The organism is Streptomyces sp. NPDC051364, from assembly GCF_040682115.1.
In the GTDB taxonomy this organism is placed as follows: domain Bacteria; phylum Actinomycetota; class Actinomycetes; order Streptomycetales; family Streptomycetaceae; genus Streptomyces.
Genome location: NZ_JBFBAH010000022.1, coordinates 25,003 through 40,038 on the forward strand (window position 1 = coordinate 25,003; position 15,036 = coordinate 40,038).

15 protein-coding genes are annotated in these 15,036 nt (G+C 72.8%); 2 read left to right on the forward strand and 13 right to left on the reverse strand.

From position 1 onward, the window contains the following. Entirely contained in the window at nucleotides 1-522 is a 522-nt protein-coding gene (locus AB0M76_RS31815) for a putative immunity protein (RefSeq protein WP_365956203.1), read from the forward strand. A 16-nt stretch (nucleotides 523-538) separates the two neighbouring features. On the opposite strand, the gene iolD is transcribed toward AB0M76_RS31815, so the two are convergent. From iolD to AB0M76_RS31880, 13 genes are all read right to left on the reverse strand, one after another. Next, complete coding sequence (iolD, locus tag AB0M76_RS31820) at nucleotides 539-2,467, reverse strand: 3D-(3,5/4)-trihydroxycyclohexane-1,2-dione acylhydrolase (decyclizing) (protein WP_365956204.1); 1,929 nt, start codon at nucleotides 2,465-2,467, stop codon at nucleotides 539-541. Further along, nucleotides 2,467-3,396 (reverse strand): 5-deoxy-glucuronate isomerase, encoded by a 930-nt coding sequence (iolB, locus tag AB0M76_RS31825; protein WP_365956205.1) that lies wholly within the window; start codon nucleotides 3,394-3,396, stop codon nucleotides 2,467-2,469. The genes iolD and iolB overlap by 1 nt, the downstream gene beginning before the upstream one ends. Before the next feature lie 52 nt (nucleotides 3,397-3,448). Continuing rightward, complete coding sequence (locus AB0M76_RS31830; RefSeq protein WP_365956269.1) at nucleotides 3,449-4,372, reverse strand: deoxyribose-phosphate aldolase; 924 nt, start codon at nucleotides 4,370-4,372, stop codon at nucleotides 3,449-3,451. A gap of 5 nt (nucleotides 4,373-4,377) precedes the next feature. Beyond that, nucleotides 4,378-5,451 carry a 5-dehydro-2-deoxygluconokinase gene (gene iolC, locus AB0M76_RS31835; RefSeq protein ID WP_365956206.1) on the reverse strand — a complete coding sequence of 358 codons (1,074 nt, stop codon included), beginning with the start codon at nucleotides 5,449-5,451 and terminating at the stop codon, nucleotides 4,378-4,380. After that, a complete protein-coding gene (locus AB0M76_RS31840) occupies nucleotides 5,448-6,365 on the reverse strand; it encodes a TIM barrel protein (RefSeq protein WP_365956207.1) in 918 nt (305 codons plus the stop codon). The genes iolC and AB0M76_RS31840 overlap by 4 nt, the downstream gene beginning before the upstream one ends. Then, nucleotides 6,362-7,417 (reverse strand): Gfo/Idh/MocA family oxidoreductase, encoded by a 1,056-nt coding sequence (locus AB0M76_RS31845; RefSeq protein ID WP_365956208.1) that lies wholly within the window; start codon nucleotides 7,415-7,417, stop codon nucleotides 6,362-6,364. Before AB0M76_RS31845 ends, AB0M76_RS31840 begins: the two co-directional genes overlap by 4 nt. Before the next feature lie 54 nt (nucleotides 7,418-7,471). Then, nucleotides 7,472-8,284 carry an ATP-binding cassette domain-containing protein gene (locus AB0M76_RS31850; protein WP_365956209.1) on the reverse strand — a complete coding sequence of 271 codons (813 nt, stop codon included), beginning with the start codon at nucleotides 8,282-8,284 and terminating at the stop codon, nucleotides 7,472-7,474. Further along, a complete protein-coding gene (locus AB0M76_RS31855) occupies nucleotides 8,281-9,357 on the reverse strand; it encodes an ABC transporter permease (RefSeq protein ID WP_266998944.1) in 1,077 nt (358 codons plus the stop codon). The genes AB0M76_RS31850 and AB0M76_RS31855 overlap by 4 nt, the downstream gene beginning before the upstream one ends. After that, nucleotides 9,354-10,409, reverse strand: a complete 1,056-nt coding sequence (locus AB0M76_RS31860) for a sugar ABC transporter substrate-binding protein (RefSeq protein WP_365956210.1) — start codon at nucleotides 10,407-10,409, stop codon at nucleotides 9,354-9,356. Before AB0M76_RS31860 ends, AB0M76_RS31855 begins: the two co-directional genes overlap by 4 nt. Before the next feature lie 216 nt (nucleotides 10,410-10,625). Continuing rightward, nucleotides 10,626-11,369 carry a GntR family transcriptional regulator gene (locus tag AB0M76_RS31865; RefSeq protein ID WP_365956211.1) on the reverse strand — a complete coding sequence of 248 codons (744 nt, stop codon included), beginning with the start codon at nucleotides 11,367-11,369 and terminating at the stop codon, nucleotides 10,626-10,628. Between the two features lie 129 nt (nucleotides 11,370-11,498). Then, nucleotides 11,499-12,422 (reverse strand): alpha/beta hydrolase, encoded by a 924-nt coding sequence (locus AB0M76_RS31870; RefSeq protein WP_365956212.1) that lies wholly within the window; start codon nucleotides 12,420-12,422, stop codon nucleotides 11,499-11,501. After that, nucleotides 12,419-13,162, reverse strand: a complete 744-nt coding sequence (locus AB0M76_RS31875) for a TetR/AcrR family transcriptional regulator (protein WP_365956213.1) — start codon at nucleotides 13,160-13,162, stop codon at nucleotides 12,419-12,421. The genes AB0M76_RS31870 and AB0M76_RS31875 overlap by 4 nt, the downstream gene beginning before the upstream one ends. A 12-nt stretch (nucleotides 13,163-13,174) precedes the next feature. After that, complete coding sequence (locus tag AB0M76_RS31880; protein ID WP_365956270.1) at nucleotides 13,175-13,948, reverse strand: class II aldolase/adducin family protein; 774 nt, start codon at nucleotides 13,946-13,948, stop codon at nucleotides 13,175-13,177. Nucleotides 13,949-14,230: 282 nt separating this feature from the next. On the opposite strand from AB0M76_RS31880, the gene AB0M76_RS31885 reads away from it, so the two are divergent. Continuing rightward, nucleotides 14,231-14,890 (forward strand): amino acid permease, encoded by a 660-nt coding sequence (locus tag AB0M76_RS31885; RefSeq protein WP_365956215.1) that lies wholly within the window; start codon nucleotides 14,231-14,233, stop codon nucleotides 14,888-14,890. The last annotated feature ends 146 nt before the right edge of the window (nucleotides 14,891-15,036 follow it).

Consider the following 15,036-nt stretch of genomic DNA (forward strand, 5'->3'; position numbering starts at 1 on the left):
GTGAACAGTGTGACCATCAGTGAGGAAGACCGCCGGTCCCTCGGACGCTGGGCTGCCGACTGCGCCGAGCGGGTGCTCCCGCTGTTCGAGGCGAAGGCTCCCTCGGACACCCGCCCGCGCGAGGCCGTCGAGGGCATCCGCTCCTACGCGCGCGAGGAGCTGCGGAAGGGGCCGCTGCGCTCCCTCGCCCTCGCGGCCCTCACCGCCGCGCGTGAAGTCGGGGATCCGGCTGCCACAGCCGCCGCTCGCGCCGCGGGCTACGCGGCGGCGACCCCTTACATCCATGCCCTGGCCACCCCTCACCAGGCGAAACACGCCCTGGGGCCCGCCATGTACGTGGCACGCGCTCGCGAGCTCGCGGCGGACGAGGACACCGGCGTGGGCGACCAGGAGATCTGGTGGGCGATCGAACACGCCCCGCCGGAAGTGCGCGGGATCCTGCGGCAGATGCCGGTTTTCACCCCGGGGCGCAGCCGGCTGGACGAGCTCCGCCACGAGCTCGACGCAGCTCTTCGCCACTGAGGGCCGTCCTTGCCGGTCACAGGTGCCGGCGCTGGGCGCGCCGCTCGGTCTCGTAGCGTTCCCGGGCTTCCCGGGCGGCAGGGGACGCGGAGACCTCCGCCACCGCGACCTCCCACCAGGCGTGGGACTCCAGGGCCGGCAGGTCCGGCTCCGGGGGAACGGTCTCGACGTAGATCGCCGTGGGCCGCTCCGCCTTCCTGGCGTCGAGCACCGCCTGCCGCAACTCCGCGACCGTGCGCGGGCACAGCACGTCGACTCCCAGGCTTTCCATGTTGGCGGCGAGATCGACCGGCAGCGGATGGCCCGCATAGCGGCCGTCGGCCGTGCGGAAGCGGTAGTCGGTGCCGTAGCGTTCCGCGCCCACGCTCTCGGACAGGGCCCCGATGGAAGCGTAGCCGTGGTTCTGCACCAGCACGGGGATGATCTTGATGCCTTCCTGGACGGCCGTCACCAGTTCCGTCGGCATCATCAGGTACGTGCCGTCGCCCACCAGCGCGAACACCTCGCGCTCCGGCGCGGCGAGCCGGACCCCGAGCGCGGCCGGGATCTCGTAGCCCATGCACGAGTAGCCGTACTCGACGTGGTACTGGCGGCGCTCGCGCGGACGCCACAGCCTGTGGAGGTCGCCGGGCATCGATCCGGCCGCGTTGACGACGACATCGGTCGGCTCCAGGAGTTCGCCCAGGATGCCGAGCAGCTGGGCCTGCGTGGGCCGGCGGCTGCCGTTGGGGGCGGCGACGGCCTCGTCGACGGCGCGCTGCCAGCGCGCCACCCGGTCGGCGTACTCCGCCCGATGGCTCTCCGGGACCCGGTACGTGCCCAGGCGCGCGGTCAGCGCCTCCAAGGCGACGCGGGCGTCGGCGACCAGCGGCTGCCCGGCGAGCTTGTGCCCGTCCGAGGCGGCGACGTTGACATTGACGAACCGGACGCCGGGCTCGGCGAACAGCGTGGCCGAGGCCGTGGTGAAGTCGCTCCAGCGGGTGCCGACCCCGATCACCACATCGGCCCGTCGCGCCACCGCGTTGGCCGCCGCCGTACCGGTGTGGCCGAGGCCGCCGAGGGCGCACGGGTGGTCCCACTCCAGCGCGCCCCGGCCGGCCTGGGTCTCCGCGACCGGGATCCCGGTGGCGTCCGCCAGCGCGCGCAGCGCATCCTCGGCGGCGCTGTGGTGGACGCCTCCGCCGGCCACGATCAGCGGGCGCTCGGCGGCGCGGACGAGCCGTACGGCGCGCTCCAGTTCGCCGAGGTCGGGCTGCGGACGGCGGATGTGCCAGACCCGGTCGGCGAAGAACTCCGCCGGCCAGTCGTGGGCCTGCGCCTGGACGTCCTGGGGCAGGGCCAGGGTGACGGCGCCGGTGTCCACCGGATCGGTGAGCACCCGCATCGCCTGGAGCGCCGCCGGGATCAGCATCTCCGGCCGCCAGATCCGGTCGAAGAAGCGGGAGACCGGCCGGAGCGTGTCGTTCACGCTCACGTCGCCGGCCCACGGGGTCTCGAGCTGCTGCAGTACGGGGTCGGCCGGGCGGCCCGCGAAGACGTCACCGGGCAGGAGCAGCACAGGGATCCGGTTGATCGTGGCGAGGGCGGCTCCCGTGACGAGGTTGGTCGCACCAGGGCCGATCGAGGTGGTCACCGCGTGCGTGCTCAGGCGCCCGCTCTGGCGGGCGAACCCGACGGCGGCATGGACCATCGACTGTTCGTTGCGGCCCTGGAGGAAGGGAAGGCACGCCGGGTCTTGTGCCGCGGCCTCGACCAGCGCCTGGCCGAGGCCGGCCACGTTCCCGTGGCCGAAGATGCCCCAGCAGGCCGTGATCAGGCGCTGCCGGTGGCCGTCGCGCTCCGTGTACTGGCAGGAGAGGAAGCGTACGAGCGCCTGGGCGGTGGTCAGCCGGACCGTGCCCGCGGGGGAGACGGTCGCGGGGGTGGTGTCGGGCGGGGTCAGCATCAGTGCGTGCCTTCCGGGGACGGGGCGGTGTAGAGGGGCAGCCGGGGGTCCGCGGGCTCGTCCGGCCAGGTCCCGCGGACCCAGGCGTGCGCGGGGTCGTCGCAGATCAGCCAGCGCCGCTCGGCGCCCGGACCGGCCATCACGTTGAGGTAGTACATGGGGTAGCCGGGGGCGGCCATGGACGGGCCGTGCCAGCCGTCGGGGACCAGGACGGCGTCACCCGTGCGGACTTCGGCCAGGACGTCCGAGGGACCGCCCGCGCCCGAGGGGTACACCCGGTGGTAGCCCATGCCCATGCCCTCGCCCTCACCCATGCCCTCGCCCTTGCCCCCGCTGCCGTCCGGCCCCCCGCCGATGGCGAACCAGTAGACCTCCTCCAGCCGGCACTCCTCGCCCGGCCGGTCCTCGTCATGCTTGTGCGGCGGGTACGAGGACCAGTTCCCGGCCGGGGTCAGGACCTCGACCGCGATCAGCCGGTCCGCCTCGAAGGCCTCGGCGGAGGCGAAGTTGTTGACCTGGCGGGCGGCCCGGCCCGCCCCGCGGATCTCGACCGGCACTCCGGACGCCGGTCCGTAGCGCAGCGGCAGCTTCGAGGTGCACCGGGCCCCGCAGAGCGCGAAACGGCCTCCTCCCGCCGAGTTCACCCGGGCCGTCGCGTCCCGCGGCAGGTAGGCGAAATCGCTGACGGCGCTGAACACGTCCGGACGGCCGTGCAGCCGCAGCCGCGCCCCGTCGCACACGACCTCCGCAGAGCCGGACAGCGGCAGCAGGATCCACTCGCTGTCGCCGGTTTCGAGGGTGTGCGAGCCGCCCGGCGCCAGGTCGAGGATGCGCAGGGACGTGTGGGTCCAGCCGGCGGACTCCGGGTCGATCCGGCAGCGGTACCCGTCCCGCGCCGCGGCGCCGTCGGGCAGGTGGAGTTGTGTCACGTGGTGCTCCAGGTGCAGGGGCGGGGCGAGGGCGGGACGAGACGGCAGGGGTTCAGCGGTCCAGCAGGCCGACGGCCGTGTCGACGGCCCGGGCGACGTCCCCGTCCGGCGGATACAGCACGGTGCGCCCGATCATGAGCCCGCGTACCTGCGGGATGCGCAGGGCCTGGCGCCAGGACTCGTACATGGCGTCGCGGTCCGGGCCGCCCTCGCCGCCCAGCAGCATCGTCGGCAGCGTCGTCGAGGACATCATCCGTTCCATGTCCGCGACGATCGGGAGCTTCAGCCAGGTGTGCGCGGTCGTACGGCCCAGGCCCTGGGCGATGTTGTTCGCCCACATCTGCTCGTCCGCGGTCAGCAGGTTGACGATCCTGCCCCGCTGCCGGCGCGAGCTGAACGGTTCGACCATGGCCATGAGGGATCGCTCGTTCAGGGCGTCCACCGCCCGGGCGGCGCTCTCCAGGGTCCGGATGGTGCGCGAGTCGTGCGGATCGATGCGCAGCAGCATCTTCCCGCCGTCGAGACCGGAGTCGGCGATGCCGGCGGCGTCGTACCCGGTGAACCGGTCGTCCAGCTCGAACGTGGCGCCGCTCAGACCGCCCCGGTTCATCGAGCCGAGCACCAGCTTGCCGTCGAGGGCCCCGAGCAGCGTCAGGTCCTCGACCAGGTCGGCGGTTCCGAGGAAGCCGTCCACACCGGGACGGGCGAGTGCCTCGGCGCAGCGGGCCAGCAGCTCGTGCCGGTCGCCCATGGCGGCGGGGTCGCCGCCGGCGGCCATCGCGCCGCGGGCCGGATGGTCGGCGGCCAGGACGAACATCGGGCGGGCCAGCCGTTCCCGGTCGAACCGCGGGCGCTGGCGGACCAGCCGGCGGACGGCCTCGGGGTCGCAGGCCCGCAGCTCGGTGAGGGCGCTGAGGTCGAACGGCCGCCGCAGGAGGGGCGGGGAGCCTGCGGTCGGCGCGGCGGCCACGGACATCTCGGTCATACGATCATCTCTCGGTGGCCTTCGGTACGGGGGTCCTTGAGCCGGTGTGCAGCCGGCGGCACGGCCAGGACCGGATCGTCCGGGCGCCGCCGCCAGTGGCGGGCGAGCAGCGCCTGGATCTCGTGGGGTTCGGGCATGTCGTCGGCGCACGCGAGGCGTCCGGCGACGAGGGCGCCGGCCGCGTTGGCGGTCTCGACGACCTCCCGCAGCGGGCGGCCGCGGCGCAGCCCGGCGGCCAGCGCGCCGCCGAACGCGTCACCGGCGCCCAGTCCGTTGACGACCTTGACCGCCAAGGGGGAGACCCGGACCTCCTCGCCGGCGGTACGGGCCAGGACGCCCGCCGGTCCCTGCTTGACGACGGCGAGCCGTACGCCCCGCTCCAGCAGCAGGTCGGCGGCCCGGTCGGGGTCCCGGGTACCGACGGCGACCTCGGTCTCGTCGCGGTTGCCGACGGCGACGGTGGCCAGTTCCAGACCCCGGGCGTACCAGGCGGGGGCCTCGGACGGGTCGTCCCAGAAGGACGGGCGCCAGTCGAGGTCGAACACCACGTCGGCGTCGGGCGCGCGCTGGGCCGCCGCGAGCAGGGTGGTGGTCCGTGAGGGGTCGACGGCCAGTCCGCCGCCGGTGATCCAGACGATCGCCGCGGCACGGATGACGTCGAGGTCCAGGGCGTCCGGGGCGATGCACTGGTCGGGGGCGACGGGCCGCCGGTAGAAGACGAGCGGGAAGTCGTCCGGCGGGTGCATCTCGCAGAAGACCACGGGGGTCTGAGTGCCGGGGACGGTGACCACCTGGCGGTCGTCGACGCCGAACGCGCGCAGAGTCTGCCGTACGTACGGGCCGAAGGGGTCGTCCCCCACTCCGGTGACGACCGCGGTGCGCAGACCGTGCCGGGTGGCGGCCACGGCGACGTTGGTGGCCGTGCCGCCGAGCGATTTGGCGAACGTTCGCACATCGGCCAGGGGCAGGCCGGTCTGCTGCGGATAGAGGTCGACTCCCACGCGCCCCAGGGCCACCAGGTCGTACGACGGGGTCCGGCCCCCGCCCCCGGCGATGCCCGCGGCGCTCATCGGCCGACCGTCCACTGGCCGGCGCCCAGGCCGGCGAGGAACCGCAGCCCCGCGGTGACGTCGCGGACGGGTCCCTCGCCGGGCGCGGGTTCGGCGGTGAGGACGGCGTCCTGCTCCATCACGTACCAGCCGTCGTACCCGCCGGCCTCCAGCACGCCGACCAGTTCGGCGATCTGCGCATCGCCCTGGCCGAGCGGCCGGTACATGCCGGCTGCGACGGCGGAGGTGTAGCCGAGCCTGCCGGCGCGGACCTGCTCGGCCGTCGCGGCGTCGACGTCCTTGAGGTGGACGTGGGCGATCCGGTCGGCGGCCCGGCGGGCCAGCGCAAGCGGGTCCGTCCCGCCGACGAGGAGGTGGCCGGTGTCCAGGCAGAGCAGGACGTCGCTGCCGTCGAGCACGCGCAGGACCTCGTCCACCCGCTCGACCATCGTGCCCACATGGGGGTGGAGGGTGGCGGTGATGCCGTACTCGCGGGCTGCGGCGCTGATGGAGTCGAGGCGGGTGAGGAGGGTGCGCCAGCCGTCGGTGCCGAGGCTCGGGCGGCTGTCGTACCCGTCCAGGCCGGTGGCCGCGGCGAGTACGAGGGTGTCCGCGGAACAGGCGGCGAAGGCGGCGAGGGCCGCGCGGACCGCCGGCAGCGGATCGAGGTCCGGATCGTGCAGCACGGCGGGGACGAAGCCGCCCACCGCGCGCATGCCGTGCGCGCCGAGTACGGCGAGGCGCTGGTCGGGGGCGTCCGGAAGGAATCCGTCGGGCCCGAACTCGGTGGCCGCGAGGCCCAGTTCCCGCATCTCGCGCAGCACCCGGGCAGGCGACATCTGATGGCCCCAGCCGGGGACCTCGCACACGCCCCAGGAGATCGGGGCCGCGGCGATCCGGTCGGCCAGGGGCCGGGCGGTGTCCGTCGTGCTCATCGGGCATCCCCTTCGGCTTCGGCCTCGGCTTCGGCTTCGGCGCGGACGTCGTCGACGCGGACCGGGCTGCCGAGCCGCCGGGAGCGTTCGCAGGCCTCGGCGACGAGCAGTGCCTCGAGGGCGTCGTGCCCGCTGCACGGGCTGGGGCGCAGACCCCGCGCGACATCGAGGAAGGCGTCCAGCTCGGCGACGTAGGCGTCGTGGAAGCGGGCGAGGAAATCGGGCCAGGGGTCGGCGGGGGCCTTGGGGCCGTCGGGTTCGGCCGAGGTCAGCGGAGCCCGGGCGTCGAGGCCGGCGACCAGGGTGCCCCGGCTGCCGGAGACCTCCATGCGTACGTCGTACCCGGCGCCGTTGTAGCGCGTGGCGTTGCAGCTGACCAGGGTGCCGTCGTCGAGGGTCAGGAGCGCGGCCGCCGTGTCGACGTCACCGGCCTCGGAGAAGAAAGGCTCACCGAGGTTGGAGCCGGTGGCGAAGACACTGACGACCTCACGGCCGGTGACCCAGCGGACGATGTCGAAATCGTGGACGCAGCAGTCCCGGAAGAGCCCGCCGGAGGTGGGCACGTACGAGGCCGGGGGCGGGGCCGGGTCGGCGGTGACGGCCCGGATCGTGTGCACGAAGCCGAGGCCGCCGGTACGGACCGCCTCGCGGACCGCGCCGTACCCGGCGTCGAAGCGCCGCTGGAAGCCGAGCTGGAGGGCGGTACCGCAGCGCTCCACCTCGCGCAGCGCCGCGAGCGTGCCCGGGACGTCGGTGGCGATCGGCTTCTCGCAGTAGGCGGGCAGCCCGGCCCGGGCGGCGCGGATGATCAGATCCGAATGGGCGTCCGTGGCGGTCGCGATGACCACGGCGTCGACGCCTGCCCGGAGCACGGCGTCGACCGTGTCGAGAGCGGCGACGGATGCCCGGGCGTCCGCGAGGCCGTCCGCCACGTCGTGCGCGCGGGCGGGATCGGTGTCGGCCACGAGGAGCTCGGTGACCGCGGGGTGGGTGGCCAGTGTTCTGGCGTGGAAGGAGCCGATACGGCCCGTTCCCAGAAGACCGACGCGCATGGTGTCGCCTTTCGATGGAGCGGAGATCAAGGGAGAGATGGAGCGGGCCTGCCGTCAGTCGGAGGAAGCGGGGGCGGGCGCGCGGAGCTCGTGCTCCAAGGCCTCGAGTTCGGCTCCGCCGGCCATCTGGCGGGTCAGCTCGGCCAGCGAGATGTCGGCCTTCTCGAAACAGCCCAGACTGCGGCCCCGCTTGAGGAGCAGGAACCGGTCGCCGACCGGGTAGGCGTGGTGCGGGTTGTGCGTGATCAGGACCACGCCGAGACCCCGGTCCCGTGCTTGCGCCACGTAACGCAGCACCACACCGGCCTGCTTGACGCCGAGCGCGGCGGTCGGCTCGTCCAGAATGAGCACCCGGGCCCCGAAGTGGACCGCCCGGGCGATGGCGACGCACTGCCGCTCACCGCCCGACAGCGTGCCGACCGGCTGCTCGACGTCGCGCAGGTCGATGCCCATCTCGCGCAGTGCCGTACGGGCCGTCTCCCGGCCGTACTTCCGGTCGAGGAGGCGCACCGGCCCGAAGCGGCGTACGGGCTCGGAGCCCAGGAAGAAGTTGCGCCACACGCTCATCAGCGGCACGACCGAGAGGTCCTGGAACACCGTGGCGATACCCCGGTCGAGTGCCGCGCGCGGTGAGGGGAAGTGCACCGGCTCGCCGTCGAGGAGCAGTTCGCCTCCGGTGTGCTGGTGCGCACCGGCCAGGATCTTGATCAGCGTGGACTTGCCGGCTCCGTTGTCGCCCAGTACGCAGGTGACCTGGCCGGGGTTGACGACCGCGCTCACGTCGCGCAGGGCGATGACGGAGCCGTATGACTTGCCGATGCCCTTGGCCTCCAGCAGCGGGCGTACCGCCCGGGATGCGTCCTTCATCGCCGTACCCTTTCCGCCCGACGCCGGAACGTGTTGTTCACCAGGACGGCGGAGAGCAGCATCACGCCGAGGAATGCCATGAACCAGTCGCTGTTCCACTGGGCGAAGACGATGCCCTGGCGGGCCATGCCGAAGATGAGCGCGCCGATCGCGGCGCCGACCGCCGAGCCGTACCCGCCGGTCATCAGGCAGCCGCCGATGACCGCCGCGATGATGTACTGGAACTCCAGCCCGACGCCCTGGTTGGCCTGCACGGTGGTGAACCGCAGGATGTTGATGGTGCCGACCAGCCAGGCGGCGGCCGCCGTGGTCATGAACAGCGTGATCTTCGTACGCTCCACGGGCACGCCCACCTGACGGGCGCTCAGTGCCGAGCCGCCCACCGCGAAGATCCAGTTTCCGCCGCGGGTGCGCATCAGGACGAGCGAGGCGAGCACCGTCGCCACGACCCACCACACCAGCGAGATCTGGAACGATGTGCCCCCGATGTCGATGGTGGAGGCGAACACATAGCCTGCCGATTCGAACCCCGGCGCGCTGCGCATACCGCTGACCTGCACGGTTCCCGTCACCGCGCGGGTCACGCCGAGGTTGAGGCCCTGGAGGGCGAGGAACGAGCCGAGGGTGACGATGAAGCTCGGCAGGCCGGTGCGCATGACCAGCCAGCCGTTCAGGGCTCCCACACCGAGGGCGAAGGCCAGCGAGACGAGGAGCGCGAGCCAGACGTTCCAGCCGAGCTCGACCGAGAGCAGCGCGGTCACCAGGGCCGTGGACGCCGTCATCACACCGGCCGAGAGGTCGAACTCGCCGCCGATCATGAGCAGTGCGACGGCGACGGCGACGATGCCGAGCGTCGCCGAGTCGTCGAGCCAGGTCGCCGCGCCCAGCGGGCTGAGGAACTGGCCGGTGACCGCGGAGAAGAAGGTGAAGACGAGCAACGCGCCGAGGAGCGCGCCGAGTTCGGGCCGCAGGAGCAGCCGGCCCAGCGGGCCGCGCCGGGCGAGCCGCTCGTCGGGGGCGGAACCGTGCTGCGGGGCGGCAGGGGTGGTCGGGGCGGGGGAGGTCGCCGTCATCGGGTGCCCCGGGCCGCGTACTTCGCAACCTGGTCGACGTTGGACGCATCGACGAAGGCGGGGCCGGTGAGAACGGGCAGGCCGCCGCCGACGGTGTTGCCGTTGTCGTGCTGGAGCTTCAGCATGACGACGGGCAGGTAGCCCTGCTCGTACTGCTGCTGGTCCACGGCGAAGGCGATGGCGCCGGCCTTGACGGCGCTGATCACGTCGGTGTTGAGGTCGAAGGTGGCGACCTGCGCCTTGGAGCTGAGGGCCTTGACCGCCTCGGTGGCCGTCGCGGCTATCTGGGCGTTGAGGGTCAGGACGCCGTCGACCGCGGGGTCGGCCTGAAGGGCGCCGCGGATCCGGGACAGTACGTCGGTCGGGTTGGCCGCGTCGACCTGGAGGTTGACCACGTCGCCGCCGAAGCCCTTGCGGGCGCCGTCGCAGCGCTGGTTGAGGCCGATGTTGCCGGCCTCGTGGATCACGCAGAGGACCTTGTGCCGCCCGCTCTGCTTGAGCTTGGCGCCCGCGCCCTCACCGGCGACCGATTCCTCCTGGCCCACGTGCCCGATGGCGCCGAACTCCCGGCTCTTGGCGGATCCCGAGTTGATGGTGATCACCGGGATCCCGGCCGCGACGGCGGCCTTGACCGAGCTCTGGAGGGCGTCGGGGTTGGCCATCGAGACGACCAGGCCGCCGACGTGCTGGGCGACCGCGTTGTCGATGAGTTTGGCCTGGCCGGACGGGTCCGGGTCGGAGTTGTAGTCCACCTGTACGCCGAGCTGCTTGCCCGCGTCGGTGGAACCGTTCTTCACCACGTTCCAGAAGGCGTCGCCCGGACCGCCGTGGCTGATCACCGCGATGTGCAGGGATCCGTTTCCGGGAGCCGGCTTGGCACCGGACGCGTCGGCGGCCGGACTCTTGGCCGAACCGCCGTCGGCGGCAGGGCCGCTGCAGGCGGCGGCGAAGGCGAGGACGACGGCGACCGCGGCGGTGGGCAGCAGGCGGGGCAGGCTGCGTCTGCGGGACGCGGAGGGGCGGCGTGCGGGTACGGAGTGGTTCACGTTCATGGGGTGCGACCTCCGATGAGGGGCTGCGGGGCCGGAGGCGAGGTGTCGGCCCTGAAGGGGAGTACGTGCGCCGGTCGCTGGGGCACCCCGGGTGGCGGGTGGGTGTGCCGCAGCGATGTGGCATCACCTTCGTCCCGCGCAAGTCAGTATGTCAAGACATACGGACTTGGTTGATGGGTGTGTGAGATCGAACCGTGATGGGTCCGGGCGTACGCCTCAGCGCGCCATGAGGGTGATTTCGAAGGAGTAGAGCGAGGCTCGGTAGAGGTGGTCGCCGTACTCCACGGGGCGGCCGTCGCTGTCGTACGCCGTGCGCCGCATGGCCAGCAGCGGGGCGCCCCGGACCTCGGAGAGCAGCCGGGCCTCGGCGGTGGACGCCCGCCGGGCGGTGATCGACTGGTCGGCGAGGCTCAGCCGGGTACCGGCCGCGCGCAGCAGCTCGTACAGGCCCCGGTCCGCAAGATCCTCCACCGTGAACCGGCACAGCTCGACGGGGACGTGGTTGCGGAGCAGGGCGAGCGGCTCGTCGTCCGCGTAGCGCAGCCGCTCGAGCGCGACGACCTCGCCGCCCGGCGGCAGGCGCAGCGCGGCCGCCACCTCGTCCGGGGCCGGAACGCGCTCCATCGACAGGACCTCGGTGCGCGGATGCCGGTCGGCGCGGAGCAGGTCGTCGTGGAGGCTGGTCAGTTCGACCTGGCGGCGGACCCGGCTGTGCACCACCTGAGTGCCGACGCCGCGCTTGCGGACCAGCAGCCCCTTGTCGACGAGATGCTGGATGGCCTGCCGCATGGTGGGACGGGACAGGCCCAGGTCACCGGCAAGGGCGACCTCGTTCTCCAGCCGGGATCCCGCGGGCAGCTCGCCGCCGGCGATCAGCTCCTCCAGCCGCACGGCCACCTGGAAGTACAGGGGAACCGGGCTGGTGCGGTCGATGCTGATCAGCGAGGCGAGCGAAGACATCGTGGGCTCCAGCGGCCGGTGGGCGAGAGTGCCATTATCCCTCGCGCCGCCTCGTTGATCAGCATGATGTCCTGACGTCCTGATGCCCGGACGCCTTGACCGGTGGAACCCCGATGGACTCCTGGGGCCTCAGGGCGTGAGGAACGCGGTGAGCGCGGCCGCCACCGCTTCGGGATCCTCCAGCTGCGGGTAGTGCCCGACGGCCGACGGCCCGGCGAGCTCAACGACATGGGCCTGTGGCATCCGTTCCCGGATCCGGGGGAGTACGTGGGCCCCGCTGATCGGGTCGGCGGGTCCCCACACGAACAGCGTGGGTCCGGGGAAGCCCTCCAGGGCCGAGGTCCAGCGCGCGGCATGCCGGCGGCGCTCGTCGATGTAGCGCAGCAGCCGGGGGGCGAGGCGGTGGCCGCCTGCCCGGGACGCGGCTGCCCACAGGTCGTGCAGGTCCTCGTCGTGGACCGGTCGTCCGAGCACGGCGCGCAGGGACGCGGCGAACCGCCGCTCCGTGGTGAGGGGCGCCAGCAGCGGACCCAGCGGGCCGTGCAGCAGGCGCTGGATCGGCACGGGGCGGTGCAGATCGGGGTAGAGGCCGCCGTTGAGCCAGGCCATGCGGGTGATCCGGGCCGGGTCGCGGGCCAGCAGCTCCTGGCCGACGCTCACCCCATAGTCGTGTGCGACCAGGGCGGTACCGCCGATCCCGTACCGCCGCCAGACCTCCTCGACCAGTGAGGCCTGGTCGAGCACCGAGTAGCGGTGGCGCCGGGGCTTGTCGCTCTCCCCGAAGCCGAGCAGGTCCAGCGTGGTGACCCGGAGTCCGGCCGCGACGAGCGCCGGGACGACGGCGGCCCAGTCGTGTGAGGAGGTCGGGAAACCGTGGACGAGGGTGACGGGCGCGCCGTGCGCGGGCCCGTCCTGGCGAACGAAGACCGCGTGGCCGTCGATCCGTACGGTGCTGCCGCCCTCGGTCCAGCGGCGCAGCGGCGGCAGAACGCGTGGGCTGGTCATGCGGCCGCTCGAGTTGCCGGTCGTGCCGTCGCTCATGCCGTCGGTCATGCGCGGGCCTCCTCGTCGTGCAGGTGGCCCAGGCCGTGCAGCAGCGCCCGCAGGCCGAACGCGAACTCGGCCTCGGCGTCGAGCGAGTTGAGCAGTTCGGCGTGGCGGTGGACCACCGGGTGGGTGCGCGGGGAGAGGGAGGCGAACAGTCCGGCCATCGCGGCACGTTGGCCGGCGGTACGGGCCGCGCCGCCGGAGTCGAGCACGGCGGCACCGATCACGAAGTGGGTGACCGTCAGGTAGACATGCACGGCCGACCGCGGGGCCCAACCGTGCGCAAGGAGCTGTCCGAGGGCGTGCTCACGGGCCCGCAGGGCATTGGGGCCGAGCAGCTGACCGGCGGTCAGCAGCGGGACGACCGCCGGGTGTGCCGCGAGCACCCGGCGGAACTCCCGGGCCCCGCCTTCCAGCCCGGCCCGCCAGTCCCCGTCGAGGGAGGGCAGCCGGATCTCCCCGAGCATGTGGTCGACCGTCTCGATCAACAGCTCCTCGCGGCTCGCGACGTGCCGGTAGAGGGAGGTGTGGCGGACCTGGAGGTGATCGCCGAGCCGGCGCATCGTGAGCGCCTCCAGGCCCTCGTGGTCGGCCAGTTCGAGTGCGCCCGCGGTGATCCGGTCGAGCGTCAGCCCGCCCTGGCGGGGCCTGCGCCGGTCGCGCTCGGCGTACCGGTCCTGCCACCAGGCGGGGGAGCCGGGCTCCGCGGGGGCGGGTTCGCCATCGGCTTCGGGCTGGAGTTTCATGGGTGGTGGCGCCTATTCGAAGAGGTCGGGTTCCGTGCGGGCGATCTCGTCCCAGAGGGGCTGGAAGGAGAACCAGCCCGCGAGCGGGAATCCGGTCTGGTCCCTTGTGTGCCGGGCGGCCTCGGGGTCGATCAGGTGAGGGGTGCCCGCGGCTTGCGCGAGCAGCTGCGCCTGGGCGCTGCGCTCCATGGATATGAACCACCAGGCCGCCTCGTCGACCGATTCGCCGACCGTGAAGATGCCGTGGTTCTGGTGGATGACGGCCTTGTGCTGCCCCAGCCCCGCGGCGAGCTGCCGGCCGGCCTCCTCCTCGACCACCACGGCGCCGGCGCCGTCCCGGTGGACGGTGTGCTGCTCGTACACGGCGCACGCGTCCTGGGTGATCGGGTCCAGCAGGCGCCCCAGGCTGGAGAACGCCTTCCCGTGGACGGCGTGGGCGTGACAGGCGGCGATCACGTCGGGGCGGGCGGCGTGGATGGCCGAATGGATCACGAATCCGGCCCGGTTGACCGGGCGCCTGCCGTGGCGGACCTGTCCCTCGTGGTCGACGAGGATCAGGTCGCTGACGCGGACGTGCCGGAAGGACATGCCGAACGGGTTGACCCAGAACATGTCCGGGTACTCCGGGTCCCGCACGGTGATGTGTCCCGCGACACCTTCGGAGAAGCCGAGGCGGCCGAAGATGCGGCAGGCTCCGGCGAGCCGCTGCTTGCGGTGCTCGCGCTCCTGCGCGAGGTCGGTGAACACGGGCGGCAGGGGCAGTTCGAGGTTCTCCTGGCGCGGCACGAACGCACTCCCGCGCAGCCCGGCCCCTGCCGCTGCGCCTGTCCCCGTATCCGTCTCCGTGCCCGTACCGTGCTGCCCTCGGGTGCCTGTCGTCCGGTCCACGCCCGCCTCCTCTGTTATGCGTCCATTGGACGCACATATTGAGTCCAATGGACGCGTGATGCAAGACCTCCGATGCCGGCGGGCGTGCGGCGGCGGCGCGAGGCCGATCCCTTGACGGATTAAGTAAACGTTCTTAATTTTATCGCGGCCGATGCCCCAGCCGAGTCCAGGGAGCCCTCCATGTCCGGATCGCCACCTCCGAGCGGCGGGTTCGTCCGCCGCGTCGGGCTGTTCCAGGCCACCGCCATCAACATGAGCCAGATGTGCGGAATCGGACCGTTCGTCACGATCCCGCTCATGGTCGCGGCCTTCGGCGGGCCGCAGGCCGTCGCCGGCTTCATCGCGGGCGCCGTCCTCGCCCTCGCCGACGGCCTCATCTGGGCCGAGCTCGGGGCGTCGATGCCGGGCTCGGGCGGCAGCTACGTCTACCTGCGCCAGGCGTTCCAGTACCGTACGGGGCGGCTCATGCCCTTCCTGTTCGTGTGGACCGCCATGCTCTTCATCCCGCTGATCATGTCCACCGGAGTCGTCGGATTCGTCCAGTACCTCGGCTACCTGGTCCCGGACCTCGGGCAGACCGGCGGTGACCTCGTCGGGCTCGCCGTGATCGCACTGGTGGTCCTGCTGCTGTGGCGGGGCATCGAGCACATCGCCAAGATCACCGCCGTCATGTGGGCCGTCATGATCGCCGCCGTGAGCCTGGTCATCGTCGCCGCGGCCAAGGTCCCGTCGGGCGGCAAGGCCCGCCGCTCGAGATGGCTCAGTTCGCCGCGCCGTCGACGCGCTCGTAGGTCACAGTCGCGGAATGGTGGTGGAGGCCGGTACCGGCCTCCAGGTTGACCGGGCCGGCCACGGTGTCCGCAGAGGCCGCAGCCGCTCCTCCCGCTACGGTCGCGGCGACCATCGCGACGGTGACAGACAGGGCGGGTATGCGCATGTTCCGTCTCCACGTGGCCAGTTGAGGAGACCTCGCCGTATCCGGGCGG

Excerpts from the sequence above, each read along its gene's own strand:
- AB0M76_RS31865 (WP_365956211.1), bottom strand. The coding sequence starts at position 11,369 with ATGTCTTCGCTCGCCTCGCTGATCAGCATCGACCGCACCAGCCCGGTT.
- AB0M76_RS31875 (WP_365956213.1), bottom strand. The coding sequence starts at position 13,162 with ATGAAACTCCAGCCCGAAGCCGATGGCGAACCCGCCCCCGCGGAGCCC.
- AB0M76_RS31840 (WP_365956207.1), bottom strand. The coding sequence starts at position 6,365 with ATGAGCACGACGGACACCGCCCGGCCCCTGGCCGACCGGATCGCCGCG.
- iolC (WP_365956206.1), bottom strand. The coding sequence starts at position 5,451 with ATGAGCGCCGCGGGCATCGCCGGGGGCGGGGGCCGGACCCCGTCGTAC.
- AB0M76_RS31850 (WP_365956209.1), bottom strand. The coding sequence starts at position 8,284 with ATGAAGGACGCATCCCGGGCGGTACGCCCGCTGCTGGAGGCCAAGGGC.
- iolD (WP_365956204.1), bottom strand. The coding sequence starts at position 2,467 with ATGCTGACCCCGCCCGACACCACCCCCGCGACCGTCTCCCCCGCGGGC.
- AB0M76_RS31830 (WP_365956269.1), bottom strand. The coding sequence starts at position 4,372 with ATGTCCGTGGCCGCCGCGCCGACCGCAGGCTCCCCGCCCCTCCTGCGG.
- AB0M76_RS31845 (WP_365956208.1), bottom strand. The coding sequence starts at position 7,417 with ATGCGCGTCGGTCTTCTGGGAACGGGCCGTATCGGCTCCTTCCACGCC.
- AB0M76_RS31860 (WP_365956210.1), bottom strand. The coding sequence starts at position 10,409 with ATGAACGTGAACCACTCCGTACCCGCACGCCGCCCCTCCGCGTCCCGC.
- AB0M76_RS31870 (WP_365956212.1), bottom strand. The coding sequence starts at position 12,422 with ATGACCGACGGCATGAGCGACGGCACGACCGGCAACTCGAGCGGCCGC.
- AB0M76_RS31885 (WP_365956215.1), top strand. The coding sequence starts at position 14,231 with ATGTCCGGATCGCCACCTCCGAGCGGCGGGTTCGTCCGCCGCGTCGGG.
- AB0M76_RS31855 (WP_266998944.1), bottom strand. The coding sequence starts at position 9,357 with ATGACGGCGACCTCCCCCGCCCCGACCACCCCTGCCGCCCCGCAGCAC.